This is a genomic window from Saccharopolyspora erythraea, assembly GCF_018141105.1.
In the GTDB taxonomy this organism is placed as follows: domain Bacteria; phylum Actinomycetota; class Actinomycetes; order Mycobacteriales; family Pseudonocardiaceae; genus Saccharopolyspora_D; species Saccharopolyspora_D erythraea_A.
In genome coordinates this window covers 3,124,442-3,137,271 of sequence record NZ_CP054839.1, presented here as the reverse complement: position 1 = coordinate 3,137,271, position 12,830 = coordinate 3,124,442, and the positions used below count along the sequence as shown (strand labels likewise).

11 protein-coding genes are annotated in these 12,830 nt (G+C 68.6%); 3 read left to right on the top strand and 8 right to left on the bottom strand.

The genetic code is table 11. The annotated features are described in order from the left end of the window. Positions 1-161: 161 nt before the first annotated feature. The 6 genes from HUO13_RS14615 to HUO13_RS14590 all read right to left on the bottom strand — a co-directional run bounded on the left by HUO13_RS14615 (position 162) and on the right by HUO13_RS14590 (position 6,359). On the bottom strand, positions 162-1,241 hold the full coding sequence (locus tag HUO13_RS14615; RefSeq protein ID WP_211901899.1) for an acyl-CoA dehydrogenase family protein: 1,080 nt from the start codon (positions 1,239-1,241) through the stop codon (positions 162-164). A gap of 169 nt (positions 1,242-1,410) precedes the next feature. Continuing rightward, entirely contained in the window at positions 1,411-2,955 is a 1,545-nt protein-coding gene (locus tag HUO13_RS14610; RefSeq protein ID WP_249124814.1) for an FAD-dependent oxidoreductase, read from the bottom strand. Positions 2,956-3,231: 276 nt separating this feature from the next. Next, positions 3,232-4,230, bottom strand: coding sequence for a thioredoxin-disulfide reductase (gene trxB / locus HUO13_RS14605; RefSeq protein WP_211901898.1), 999 nt, complete (start codon positions 4,228-4,230; stop codon positions 3,232-3,234). Further along, complete coding sequence (locus HUO13_RS37405; RefSeq protein ID WP_249124812.1) at positions 4,227-4,907, bottom strand: arsenate reductase ArsC; 681 nt, start codon at positions 4,905-4,907, stop codon at positions 4,227-4,229. Before HUO13_RS37405 ends, trxB begins: the two co-directional genes overlap by 4 nt. Beyond that, entirely contained in the window at positions 4,888-5,985 is a 1,098-nt protein-coding gene (arsB, locus tag HUO13_RS14595) for an ACR3 family arsenite efflux transporter (RefSeq protein WP_211901897.1), read from the bottom strand. Before arsB ends, HUO13_RS37405 begins: the two co-directional genes overlap by 20 nt. Next, positions 5,982-6,359 carry an ArsR/SmtB family transcription factor gene (locus tag HUO13_RS14590; protein ID WP_211901896.1) on the bottom strand — a complete coding sequence of 126 codons (378 nt, stop codon included), beginning with the start codon at positions 6,357-6,359 and terminating at the stop codon, positions 5,982-5,984. Before HUO13_RS14590 ends, arsB begins: the two co-directional genes overlap by 4 nt. 127 nt (positions 6,360-6,486) lie before the next feature. On the opposite strand from HUO13_RS14590, the gene HUO13_RS14585 reads away from it, so the two are divergent. After that, the gene (locus HUO13_RS14585) at positions 6,487-7,560 is read left to right on the top strand and encodes an ArsO family NAD(P)H-dependent flavin-containing monooxygenase (RefSeq protein WP_249124810.1); all 1,074 of its coding nucleotides are present in this window, start codon (positions 6,487-6,489) and stop codon (positions 7,558-7,560) included. A gap of 4 nt (positions 7,561-7,564) precedes the next feature. On the opposite strand, the gene HUO13_RS14580 is transcribed toward HUO13_RS14585, so the two are convergent. Together HUO13_RS14580 and HUO13_RS14575 are read right to left on the bottom strand one after the other, a co-directional pair. Beyond that, positions 7,565-8,794, bottom strand: a complete 1,230-nt coding sequence (locus tag HUO13_RS14580; protein ID WP_211901894.1) for an MFS transporter — start codon at positions 8,792-8,794, stop codon at positions 7,565-7,567. Between the two features lie 9 nt (positions 8,795-8,803). Further along, on the bottom strand, positions 8,804-10,138 hold the full coding sequence (locus tag HUO13_RS14575; RefSeq protein WP_211902891.1) for an NAD(P)-binding domain-containing protein: 1,335 nt from the start codon (positions 10,136-10,138) through the stop codon (positions 8,804-8,806). Between the two features lie 99 nt (positions 10,139-10,237). Here HUO13_RS14575 and HUO13_RS14570 point away from each other — a divergent pair, with 99 nt between their 5' ends. Together HUO13_RS14570 and HUO13_RS14565 are read left to right on the top strand one after the other, a co-directional pair. After that, positions 10,238-11,083: a helix-turn-helix domain-containing GNAT family N-acetyltransferase gene (locus HUO13_RS14570; RefSeq protein ID WP_211901893.1), complete on the top strand. Its 846-nt coding sequence runs from the start codon at positions 10,238-10,240 to the stop codon at positions 11,081-11,083. A 206-nt stretch (positions 11,084-11,289) separates the two neighbouring features. Further along, positions 11,290-12,762 (top strand): ArsI/CadI family heavy metal resistance metalloenzyme, encoded by a 1,473-nt coding sequence (locus tag HUO13_RS14565; protein WP_211901892.1) that lies wholly within the window; start codon positions 11,290-11,292, stop codon positions 12,760-12,762. The last annotated feature ends 68 nt before the right edge of the window (positions 12,763-12,830 follow it).

Below are 12,830 nucleotides of genomic sequence, written 5' to 3'. Positions count from 1 at the left end.
GATCAACGAACCTCACATCTGTCTACAGTGGTCCCGGCGCGGCGCACTCCGCGACATGCATCCGACCGGGTGCACAGCGGCAGGCACGCCCATCGCATGAGCGCGTCATGCGCGAACTGGTTTTTGATCCGGCATGAATCGACCTGTTCGCCGACGTGAGATCAGGAGTACCAGCCCGGCTCGGGCAGTCGGCCGTTGAGCTCGAAGTCGCCGACCTCGCGCAGCTTGTACGCGATCGGGTCGTGGAGCGTGTGAGTCCGCACGTCGCGCCAGTACCGGTCGAAGCCGAGCGAGGAAGCGGTCGCCCGCGCTCCCATGACTTCGAAAGCCCGGCTGGTCACGCCGAGCGCGACCTTGCTCGCCTGGATCTTGGCCGCAGCGACGAGCACCTCCAGCTTTCCGCGCTGCTCGGCATCGATCAGTTCCGGCGCGTCGTGCGCGCCCTGCATCTCCTCGACGGCGCGATCCACGAACGCCTCTGTCGCCTGCAACGACGCGCTCAGCTCCCCATACGTGCTCAGGATGTAGGGATCGCGGTTGGCCGACTCCACGCCCTCGGCGAGCGCCCACGGGCGCGTGCGCTCGTTCGTGTAGCGCTTCGCCGCAGCCAGCGCACCCTGCGCGATACCGAGGTACATGTTGACGAACACCAACTGGTGGATCGGCGTGGTGATCGTCGCGTAGGCCGGCACCACCTGCACTTTGTCGGTGTAGCCCAGGGCATCGCGCCACGGCACCCGGACATCGTTGACCTCAACGCTGCCGCTTTCGGTCAGCCGCTGGCCCATGTTGTCCCAGTCGTCGTTGCGCACCAGACCCGGGTCGTCGGAACGCACGAGCCCGAACACGCGCTTCTCGGTGGGCTGACCGGTCTCGTCGACGACCACGCCTTCCAGGACGACCACGTCGCTGACCCGGCCGCCGGTGGAGAAGAACTTGCGGCCGCTGAAAACCAGCTCGTCACCGACATCGCGGACCACGAGGTCCGCATCGCGCGGGTTCACCGCCGCACCCCAGAACCAGCGGTTCTCAGCCGAGAGCGGTTCCCACCGGTCCCGCTGCTCCTCGGTCCCCCACAGTCGCGGCATGAAGTTCCACAGGTAGTGGTAGCCGAGCAGCTGTCCCAGCGAACCGTCGGCCTTCGAGTCGGCTGCCTCCCATAGCGCCTGCGGCGGCGCTTCAGCTCGTTTGCTCCATTCCGGCGAGCGGCCGGTGCGGATTCCGCCACACGGTCGCCCCATACCTGGGTAGAGGCTAGTACGAGGCTGTCCCGGTCGTAACGACGTTGCCGTCGGCGGACACACGACGCCCCGCGTACCTGCAGCAGGTTCGCGGGGCGCCTTCCAGTGGAACGCCTGGCCCGCTTGGGGGGACCGAGCCAAAGCGACCACTTGCTTGCGGGCAGCTCGGCTAGCAGGAGCTTGTAACACCGGCTCCATCGGCATGCTCGCACTCCGCGGAGGATCCGTCGCCGGAGCCACTCATCATGGCTTCCAACTCATCGGAGACCAGAGCTGCGAGCTCCAGGGCTGCCTCCGGGCGGATACCGAGGTCCGCCGCCGCTGCGTGCACCGCGGACCGCAGATCCGGCGTGGTCGAGATGTGGCCGACCGTGGCCGAGATCAGCTTCGCGGGGATGTCGGCAGAAAGGCCGAGACGGGCGGCGACGTCGGTGGCGATGGCCCGCGCCCCGGTCGTCGCCGAACACACGCCGGTCTCAGGCAGCTCGAGCTGGACATCGCGGGCGGCCTCCCAGTCACCGGCCAGCGCGGCGGCGATGGAGCGGACCTGTTCGTACCCGGTGGCCATGAGGAACGTGGGCGCGCGGCCGTAGGACTTCATGCCGACCGCGAAGTAGTTGGGCTCGGGGTGGGAGAGCTCGTCGACACCGTGCGGACGCACCGAACCGCAGGAGTGCAGGTTCGGGTCGATCAGCGGCGCTAGCTCCCGCGTGCATCCCAGCGCCGGATCCAGTTCCAGACGCAACTCATCGGCGATCGAGTGGTCGGGACGGAATCCGGTCGCTGCGACGATGCGGTCCACAGTGATCTTCTGTTCTCCGCCCGCACCGTTGCCGCTCACCTCGACCCGCTTGTCATCGGTGAGTTCCAGCCCTCGCACGCCGAAGCCGGCGAGCAGCTGGACGCTCCCCGAGTCGACCAGCGCCTTCAGGCTGCTGCCAAGCGCGCCACGTCCAGGAAGCGCATCAGCATCACCGCCACCGAACGCACGGTCTGGGCTGGCCCCTCGCACTGCCCATGTCACCGTGGTTTCCGGTTCCGCCCGCACGAGCTCAGCAAGCGAAAGCAGCGTGTTCGCCGCTGAGTGCCCGGCGCCGACCACGAGGATGTGCTTGCCGGCGAGGCGGTCTCGATCGGCACCGAGGACATCCGGCAGTGAGGGCTCGACGAACTCCCCCATCTCGGTCTCGCCGCGCGCGGCAAGTCCGTTCACGCCCAGCACGTTCGGGGTCTGCCAGGTACCGGACGCATCGATCACGGCTCGGGCGAGCAACTCGTCGCCGTCGGCAAGACGCACCACGAAAGGCGCTGCCTGACGTCCGGCAGTCCGCACCCGGTCGAAGCCGTCCCGCGACAGCGCCACCACCCGGCTGCCGTAGCGGATGTGCGGTTCCAACACCGGGTGAGACGCCAGCGGCCGAAGATAGCCGTCAACCAGCTCGGCACCACTGGGCAGGTGGTCAGCGTCAGGCAAGCTCCACCCGGTGGCTTCCAGCAGACGCCGCGCCTCTGCGTCGGTGTTGTAGCGCCACGGGCTGAACAACCGCACATGACTCCACTCCGACACCGCCGCGCCCGCACCCGCGCCCGCCTCGAGCACCACGAACCGCAAGCCATGCCGCGCCAAGTGAGCGGCAGCAGCCAGACCCACCGGGCCGGCGCCGATCACGACCACTGGCAACTTCTCAGCAGAGGCCTCATCCTGCTTGACCACGGGCCGACTCCTCACTCGAACAGTGAACGTAACTATAAACAGGATACACTGTTGAGAAGTTGGATGGGCGACTTCCCCGCAGGACGGCACTGCAGCGCAGAGTCGAAATGCCGCCGGATACGCACTCGTCGTGCGTATCCGGCGGCATTGCACGCTCGCTCAACCAGCTCCGTGGTTGGTCGGCCGAGGTCGCACTACCGCTGAGCGCCGCGTCACCCATCGTGCGGGGCTATCCGGTTCTGAGTTGGACTGGCCTCTCGCCCCGGTATGGACTGATCACTTCAGTCGTAGCTCTTGCCCCGCGTAGCCGCCGCCGACGAACTCCGAGGCGATCTCGGCGGTCGGGACGGCCTCCTGCTCGGCCAGCCACCGCTCGGCGTCGATGGCCGCCGCGCAGCCGGAGCCCGCGGCGGTGACGGCCTGCCGGTAGGTCTTGTCGACCAGGTCGCCTGCCGCGAAGACACCGGGCAGCTTGGTGTGGGTGCTGGGCTGCTGGACGAGCACGTACCCCTCGTCGTCGACGTCGATCTGGTCGCGGACCAGCGCGCTGCGCGGGTCGTGGCCGATGGCGACGAACATGCCGGTCACGCCGAGCTCCGAGGTCTCGCCGGTCACCGTGTCGCGCAGCTTGAGCCCGGACACCGAGCCGTCGCCGAGGACCTCGTCGACGACGGTGTTGGTGATCCACTTGATCTTGTCGTTGGCCCGTGCGCGCTCCAGCATGATCCGGGAGGCCCGGAACTCCTCGCGCCGGTGGATGATGGTCACCGAGCGGGCGAAGCGGGTCAGGAAGGTCGCTTCCTCCATCGCCGAGTCGCCCCCGCCGACCACGGCGATGTCGTGCTCGCGGAAGAAGAACCCGTCACAGGTCGCACACGCCGAGACACCGCGGCCGAGCAGGCGCTCCTCACCCGGCACCCCGACGTAGCGAGCGGCGGCACCCATGGCGAGGATGACGGCGCGGGCGCGGTAGGTCTGGCCGTTGGCGTGGACGGTCTTGATCTCGCCCGACAGCTCCAGCGACTCGACGTCCTCCGCGCGCAGCTCGGCACCGAAGCGCTCGGCCTGCGACCGCATCTGCTCCATCAGGTCGGGGCCCTGGATGCCCTCGCGGAAGCCCGGGTAGTTCTCCACCTCGGTGGTCGTCATCAGCGCACCGCCGAACTGGGTGCCCTCGAAGACCAGTGGTTCGAGCTCCGCCCGAGCCGCGTACACCGCAGCGGTGTAACCGGCCGGGCCAGAGCCCACGATGATCACGTTGCGGACGTCGCTCACTGGGTTGTCTCCGGCACGAGTTCGACCAGCAGGGCGCGGACGCGGCGGTCAATGTCGTCGCGGATCGGGCGGACCTCGTCGACGGTTTTGCCTGCGGGGTCGTCAAGTTCCCAGTCGAGGTAGCGCTTGCCGGGGAAGACGGGGCAGGCGTCGCCGCAGCCCATGGTGATCACGACATCGGCGGCTTCGACGGCGTCGAAGCTCAGCTTCTTCGGGAACTCCTGGGACAGGTCGAGCCCGAACTCGTTCATCACGTCGACCACGGCAGGGTTCACCGTGTCGGCGGGGGCGGAGCCGGCGGAGCGGACGGTGACCCTGCCCTGGGCGTGGTGGTGCAGCAGCGCGGCGGCCATCTGCGAGCGGCCGGCGTTGTGCACGCAGACGAACAGGACTTCGGGGGTGGAGGACACGAGGGCTCCTCGGTTCTTGGCGATGTCGGCCAGCCGCTCACGGGCGTAGCGGGTGGCCAGGGTGGTCAGCAGGGTGTGCACACGAGCCGTCGCGGCGAGTTCCCGGTAGGTCTCGGCGAGCACGGCGTGGATGGTCTCTTCGGCGAACACGCCGCGGAACTGGGAGCGCAGGTCGGTCGCGGCGTGGTGGAGGAGTGCGGCGACCTGGGCATCGGCCGGCCGGTATTCCTCGGCGTCGTGGTGGTGGCTAGGTGGTGGTCCGGGCATGGTGAGCCTTCGGCGTGGTGGAGGTGGGGGCGAACCAGCGGCGGGCGGCCAGGGAGACGTAGACCAGGCCGACGAGGACGGGGACCTCGATGAGGGGGCCGACGACTCCGGCGAGGGCTTGGCCGCTGGTGACGCCGAAGGTGGCGATGGCCACGGCGATGGCGAGTTCGAAGTTGTTGCCCGCGGCGGTGAACGACAGCGTCGCCGAGCGTTCGTAGTTCAGCCCGATCGCCTTGCCCAGGGCGAACGATCCGGCCCACATGACGGCGAAGTAGATCAGCAGCGGTAGCGCGATCCGGGCCACGTCGAGGGGGTTGGAGGTGATGGCATCGCCCTGCAGCGCGAACAGGATCACGATGGTGAACAGCAGCCCGTAGAGCGCGACCGGTCCGATCCTGGGCAGGAACCGGGATTCGTACCAGTCACGTCCCTTGGCCTTCTCACCCAGCTTGCGGGTGAGGTAACCGGCCACCAGCGGGATGCCGAGGAAGATCAGCACGTTCTTGGCGATCTCGGCCGCCGAGACTTCGAGGCCCACGGCGGGCAAGCCGAGCCAGCCCGGCAGAACCGAGAGGTAGAACCAGCCCAGGCCGGCGAAGGCGATGACCTGGAACACCGAGTTCAGCGCGACGAGCACGGCCGCGGCTTCGCGGTCGCCGCAGGCCAGGTCGTTCCAGATGATGACCATCGCGATGCAGCGCGCCAGGCCGACGATGATCAGACCGGTGCGGTACTCGGGCAGGTCGGGCAGGAAGACCCAGGCCAGGACGAACATCAGCGCCGGACCGAGGACCCAGTTCAGCACGAGCGACGAGACCATGAGGCGCTTGTCGCCGGTGACGGTGTCGAGCCGGTCGTAGCGGACCTTGGCCAGCACCGGGTACATCATCACCAGCAGCCCGAGCGCGATCGGCAGCGAGACCCCGTCGATCTGCACGGTGTCCAGCACCGGGCCGAGGCCGGGAATCCAGCGGCCGGCCAGCAGGCCGACCACCATCGCCGCACCGATCCACACCGGCAGGAAGCGATCGAGCGTGGACAGTTTGGCGACCACGGCGTTGTCGGTGTTCTGGCTCATGCGGTCACCACCGCATCCGCCGCGGGGGCCAGCGAGTCCGACAGCAGCCGCAGGGTCTCGGGGCGGACGCGGTAGTAGATCCACGTCCCGCGCCGCTCGCCCTCGATGATCCCGGCCTCGCGCAGCACCTTGAGGTGGTGCGAGATCGTCGGGCCGGACAGCTCGAAGGCGTCGGTCAGGTCGCACACGCAGGCCTCACCGCCGGCGTGGGAAGCGATCAGCGACAGCAACCGCAGCCGCACGGGCTCGCCGATCGCCTTGAACACCTTGGCCAGTTCCGCAGACTGCTCGGCGGTCAGCGGTTCGCGCAGCACGGCGGTCGCGCAGGGTTCGGCCTCGTGGCACGAGACGATCGGCAGCTCTTGTTTCGGCATGCGTCTAACTTGACATCCATCGATATAAGAACGCAAGCTCGACGGCGGCTTCCCCGCCGCGGTGTGAGGGGAGCCTCGTCGCACTCCTGGTTGGATGTGCGGGAGCGACGCAAGTCAGGAGGCAGTGTTGGCCGACGTCCGAGACGTGGTGGTGATCGGTGGCGGACAGGCTGGGCTCGCAGCCGGTTACTTCCTCCGCCGCGCGAAGCTGGACTTCGTCATCCTCGATGACCAGCCCGAACCCGGCGGGGCCTGGCGCCACTACTGGGACTCCTTGCGGTTGTTCTCGCCCGCCGAGTACAGCCCCCTCCCGGGCTGGTGGATGCCCCGCCAGCCCGGCGAGGAGTTCCCCACCGGAGATCACGTCGTGGGCTACCTCGCCGACTACGAGAAGCGCTACCAACTGCCGGTGCGGCGTCCCGTGCGGGTGGAAGGGGTGCATGACGTCGGCGCCTGGCTCGCGGTGCAGACCGACCAGGAGTTGTGGCGGGCCGGGATCGTCATCAGCGCGACGGGCACCTGGGACGCGCCCCATGTCCCCTCGTATCCCGGGCAAAGCGCGTTCTCTGGTCGTCAGCTGCACACCGACTCCTACCGCTCGCCGAAGGAGTTCTCCGGTCAGCGCGTGGTCGTCGTCGGTGGTGGCAACTCCGCGGCCCAGATCCTCGCCGAGGTCTCCACCGTCGCGGAGACGACCTGGGTGACCAGGCGGCCACCGCGGTTCATGCCCGACGACGTCGACGGCCGGGTCCTGTTCGACGTGGCCACCCAGCGCGAAACCGCCCGGCGGGCCGGGGTGCCCGACACCGGGGGCACACGCAGTCTGGGTGACATCGTGATGGTTCCCAGCGTCCTCGATGCCCGTGAACGTGGAGTGCTGCACGCCGAGCCCATGTTCGACCGGCTCACCGAACACGGCGTCGCCTGGGACGATGGCCACGGACTCGCCTGCGACGCGATCATCTGGTGCACAGGGTTCCGCCCCGCGCTGCGACACCTGGCACCCCTGCAACTGCGTACCGAGGACGGTGTGGTGCCGACCGATGGAGCGCGCAGCGTCCAGGAGCCCCGACTGCACCTGCTGGGCTACGGAGACTGGACCGGCTGGGCCTCAGCCACCCTGGTCGGGGCAGCCCGGACCGCGAAGTCGGCGGTCGCCGAGATCCTGGAGCAGTTCGAGAGCGACGAGGCAGCCGTGTAGTCGCTCATGGTTTCGACGCGGTTGCCGGCTGGGTCGCCAACGCGAGCACCGCACCGAAGATCGCCATGCAACCGAGCAGGACAAACAATGCGGGGTATCCCCCCATCGCCGCGGCGATCGCCGCCCCGCCCCACGGCGCGAGGGCGATGGCAAGCATGAGCGGAGCCGACAGCAGACCGCTCAGGCGCCCGTAAGCCGCGGTACCCCAGCGGTCGCTGATCGCGGTCGCCTGCAACAACGTGAAGATTCCGCGTGTCATACCCACGAGCATCGCCGCCGCGGCCAGCAGCATGAACGGCCCCGGCACCAGCCCGAACAGAACCGTGGCCACGGCGCAGGCGAGGAAGATCAGCGCGGTACGGCTCCGCGCACTGGTACGCCGCGCCATCTGCCCGTACCCGAGACGTCCCAGGACCTGCCCGACCCCGCCGAGCCCCAGCGCCCACGCGGCGAGCTGGGAATCGAACCCCCGCTCCGTCAGCAGCGGCACCTGGTTGATCACGACCGCATAGACCCCGAAACCACCGCAGGACATCGCCAGCAACAGCGCCAGGAACGGGCGACTTCTCGCGATGGCCGCAGCATTGCCGTTGGCCGCGGTGTGTTCGATCTGATCGTGCTCCGGCCACGGCAGGGTGAGCCCCGCGTGCAGCGGGATTGTGATCGCACCGACGAGCACGGCCAGGACGACGTAGGTACCGCGCCAGTCCAGGCGCTCATTCAGGACAGCCGTGAGCGGGGCGAAGACCGTGCTGGCGAGTCCGGCCACGAGGGTGAGCACGGTGAGGGCGCGGACACGATCCGGCCCGTACCAGCGAGTCAGCGCGGCGAACGCGGGTGGGTAGAAGGTCGCGGCCATCGACAGGCCGGCTATCGCCCATGCCGCCATGAACAGCTCATAGGTCGGGGCAAAAGCGATGCCGACCAGCGCAGGCACAGCCAGGACCGAACCCGCCGTCATCACCGCCCGAGGACCGCGGCGGTCGAGCCAGCGCCCCACGGCGATACCCGCCAGGCCGGAGACGATCTGGCTGACGGAGAACGCCCACGTCACCGCGGGAAGCGACCAACCCGTCTGCCTCGTGATCGAGGGAGCGAGCACGGGAAAGGCGTAGTAGAGCACGCCCCAACTGGTGATCTCGGTGACGCACAGGGCGATCAGGGCCCGACGCCGCCGAGCGTCACTGCCGGGCGGCGCGGCGACGTCGGTCGGTCGTGCTTCCGGGCTTTGCATGTCGCGAGGTCAGCGCTTCCCGACGGGTGGGGCGACCAATTCGACGAACTGCTGCTGCGGCGCGGAGCAACAGCCACCGCCCTGGTCGTCGTCTGGTCCGTCGAAGAGCCCGGCTCCACCGCAGACCCCGGTCTCCGGAAGCGTGAGTTCGACCCGTTCGGCTGCTTCGGTGTCTCCGGCGATCGCGGCGACCACGCTTCGGGCCTGCTCGTAGCCGGTCATCGCCAGGAACGTCGGCGCACGGCCGTAGCTCTTCATCCCCACCAGGAACACACCGCTCTCCGGCTGGGCCAGCTCCTTGGCTCCGTGGGGATACACAGTGCCGCACGAATGCACGTTCGGGTCGATCAACGGCGCCAGCGCGGTTGGAGCCTGCAGGACCGGGTCGAGCTCCAGGCGTACCTCCGACAGCCAGCTCAGGTCAGGGCGAAAGCCCGTAAGGACAACAACTTCGTCCACGGGCTCGGTCTTGTGCCCTTCGAACGATGTCAGCACCAGGCGGCCGTCGCCGTCCTCGTGCACCGCTGCGGTGCGGAACCCCGTCATCGTGCGCACGTATCCGGCTTCCGCGGCCTGCGCGGCACGCTGCCCCAGCGCCCCCCGAGCCGGCAACTGGTCGGCCTCACCACCGCCGAAGACACCCGCGGTGCCGCGGCGTAGCAGCCACACGACCTCCGTGCCCGGATGCTTCTCAGCCAGCCCCGCGAAGGCCACCAACGCGGTCAACGCCGAGTGCCCACTCCCGGCTATCGCGATCCGCGTGCCCGCATACCGGTCGCGCTGCTGCGGCGCGTTCAGGTCGGGCACGCGATAAGCCACGCGATCGCTTGCTGCGCGCTCCCCCACCGCCGGAAGCCCGTCCCCACCCAACGGGTTCGGGCTGCCCCAGGTTCCGGAAGCATCGATCACTGCTTGCGCGGTGATCCGCTCCTCCCCTTCCACCGTGGCGACGTGCACGGTCAGCGGTTCGCTACCGCGGCCCGTATCGACGACCCGGTCCCGGCCCCTCCGAGCCACGCCGACCACTCGCGCACCGAAACGCACCCTCTCGCCCAATGCCACCGCGAGGGGCTGCAGGTACTCCCGTGCCCAGTCGGACCCGGTCGGATACCGCACCGGGTCCGGCGCCTGCCATCCGTGCTGTGCCAGCAACCGGACCGCCGCGGGATCAACGAGCTCCGCCCACGGGGAGAACAGCCGCACGTGGTTCCACTCCCGGACCGCGGCACCGGCTTCGAAGCCGGCCTCCAGGACCAGCGGCTGAAGGCCGCGCTCAAGGACATGCGCGGCGGCGGCGAGCCCGACGGGGCCTGCGCCGACCACCACGACCGGCAACTCGTTCACGACTCTCCCCTTTGCATCGATGAACTTCGATGAAACTGCCTTGAATGTATCGACGCATGTCGATTGACGCAACCATCGATTGGTGTCGATACTGGTCGCATGACCTCGACAGCCCGCGAAGCCGAGTTGCTGCCCGCCGAGGACGCGGCCACCTACGCCGAGTGGTTCGCATGCCTGGCCGAGCCCACCCGTGTCCGACTCCTGCAGGCGGTGGCGGTCGCCGGATCCAAGTCGGTCGGCGAGCTGACCGAGCAGCTGGGCATTAGCCAGTCGACCTGTTCACACCACGTGCGCAAGCTCGCCGAGGTGGGTTTCGTAGCACTGAACAAGCAGGGGACGACGACCCGGGTCTCGATCAACCCCGCTTGCTGCACCGGACTCCCCCACGCCGCCGACGCCGTCATGGGCGTACTGGCACCACGCCCCTGCTGTCCGGACAATCTTGCGTGCGATGTCACCGTCCGACCACTCGAGGCAGGCGACTGGTCAGCCGTTCGACGGATCTACGCCGAAGGCATCGCCACCGGAAACGCCACCTTCGAGACCGAGGTGCCGACCCGCCGGGCCCTGGAATCAAAGTGGCTACCCGGCCACCGCTGGGTTGCCGAGCTCGAAGGCGAGATCGCCGGATGGGCTGCCGCCAGCCAGGTGTCGAACCGGACCTGCTACGCCGGAGTCGCCGAGACCTCCGTATACGTGGGCGATGCCTTCCGCGAACGCGGCGTCGGCAAGGCCCTGCTGCACAAGCAGGTCACCGCTGCGGACACCGACGGCCTGTGGACGCTGCAGACCTCGATCTTCCCGGAGAACCGAGCGAGCCTCGCCCTGCACCACTCCGCCGGCTTCCGCACCGTGGGCTTTCGCGAACGGATCGCCAAGCACCGCGGGATCTGGCGGGACACCGTCCTCCTCGAACGGCGCCGCTCCGTCGAGAGCCCGGAGTGAGCAGGACTTCCACAGAAAGGCAGCAGGTACATAAGGCGCCACCACCGGACCCGATACCGGCGCACACCTAACGCACACATCCTCGCCTCTGACATCGCCCGCAGGTCACCGTCCAGCAAACCCCATTGTCAACAGGATTCACTATTGACAGTAGCGGCGGTATGCGTGACGCTCCTGGCGATCAGTTCGCACTGAGGGAGGCTCCGATGGCGCGTGTCCAGCTAGCCCTCAAGGTCTCGGACCTTGAAGCTTCGATCGACTTCTACTCAAAGCTGTTCAACACCAAGCCGACCAAGCTCCGGCCGGGCTACGCCAACTTCGCCGTCGCCGAGCCCCCACTGAAGCTCGTGCTTTTGGAGGGCGAGCCCGACCGAGCGACGGTCTTCGATCACCTCGGCGTGGAGGTGGACTCCACCGAGCAGGTGGACGGCGCGACCAAGCGCCTGGCAGACGAAGGACTCGAGACCACCACCGAAGAAGAGGTCGCGTGCTGCTACGCGTCGATGGACCGAGTGTGGGTGTACGGCCCAGGAAAGGAGCCGTGGGAGGTCTACGTCGTCAAGGGCGAGGCCAACACGACCGGCGACGGCGGGTCGCTCAGCATGCGCGAACTCAACCGCGCCCTGCTCGCCCGGCAACTCCTGCTCGACCGCCGCAAGCTGCGCCTCACCAACGTGCTCGAGCACCTGGTCGGCCTCAACGCCGAGAACCCCGACTCGCCCTACATCGGCCTGTGGAGCCGCCTCGAGGACTTCCGCTTCAGCGCTCTCGCCGAACTGATCAACGAGCGAGAGGCAGGTACGAGTCGGCAGATGCGCGGGGCCAAGCACCTGACCAGCGCTGCCGACGTCATGGCGCTGCGCCCCTGGGTCCAGCCCCTGCTCGAGGACCGGCTCCAGAGCAAGCACGGAGACGCCCTGGAGGGAGTCGACCTCGCGGAGCTCGTCACAGCCGCGAAGACCCACCTCGCCGAAAAGCCGCTCACCCACGAGCAACTCGGCAAGGCTCTCGCCGAGCGCTGGCCGCAGCACGACACCGAAGCGCTGGCACAGGCAGCAGAACACTTGCTACCGCTTGTCCAGGTTCCCGCGGGCAACGCGGGTGAGGTCGCCGCGAACAGCACCGTCGAGGCGTGGTTCGGCCGCCCGGTCGACGAGTACGCCGAACCGGACAAGATCGTTCTTCGCTACCTCTCCGTGTTCGGCCCCGCCGCGATCCGGGACGCCGAGTACTGGTCCGGCATCAAGGGCCTGAAGGAGGTCTTCGAACGGTTGAGGCCCCAGCTGAAGACCTTCCGCGACGAGCGCGGCAAGGAGTTGTTCGACCTGCCGAACGCACCTCGTCCCGGCGCGGAGGCGCCGGCCCCGGTGCGCTTCCTCCCCGAGTCCGACAACCTCCTGCTGTCGCACGCCGACCGCCACCGGATCATCACCGATGACGACGCCGGCAAGGTGTTCGACACGGACGACAGCTGCCGGGCCACCGTCCTGGTCGACGGCTACGTCGGCGGCACCTGGAGCGTGGAGCAGAAGGACGGCACCGCGGTCCTCACCGTCCAGCCCTTCAAGCCCCTGTCCGATGAGGACAGTGCGGCGGTGCGCGAGGAAGGCGCCCGGCTTCTGGCCGCCGTCGCCGCGGAAGCCGGGGCGCACGAGATCGAGATCGCCCCGGCGGGCTGACCACTCCACGGAGGCATCGCGCGGCTCTGGGCGGGGCGAGGACCCCGCCCAGCGCCCCCACGTGCCTC

Excerpts from the sequence above, each read along its gene's own strand:
- arsB (WP_211901897.1), bottom strand. The coding sequence starts at position 5,985 with ATGAGCCAGAACACCGACAACGCCGTGGTCGCCAAACTGTCCACGCTC.
- HUO13_RS14615 (WP_211901899.1), bottom strand. The coding sequence starts at position 1,241 with ATGGGGCGACCGTGTGGCGGAATCCGCACCGGCCGCTCGCCGGAATGG.
- HUO13_RS14590 (WP_211901896.1), bottom strand. The coding sequence starts at position 6,359 with ATGCCGAAACAAGAGCTGCCGATCGTCTCGTGCCACGAGGCCGAACCC.
- HUO13_RS14565 (WP_211901892.1), top strand. The coding sequence starts at position 11,290 with ATGGCGCGTGTCCAGCTAGCCCTCAAGGTCTCGGACCTTGAAGCTTCG.
- HUO13_RS37405 (WP_249124812.1), bottom strand. The coding sequence starts at position 4,907 with ATGCCCGGACCACCACCTAGCCACCACCACGACGCCGAGGAATACCGG.
- HUO13_RS14580 (WP_211901894.1), bottom strand. The coding sequence starts at position 8,794 with ATGCAAAGCCCGGAAGCACGACCGACCGACGTCGCCGCGCCGCCCGGC.
- HUO13_RS14570 (WP_211901893.1), top strand. The coding sequence starts at position 10,238 with ATGACCTCGACAGCCCGCGAAGCCGAGTTGCTGCCCGCCGAGGACGCG.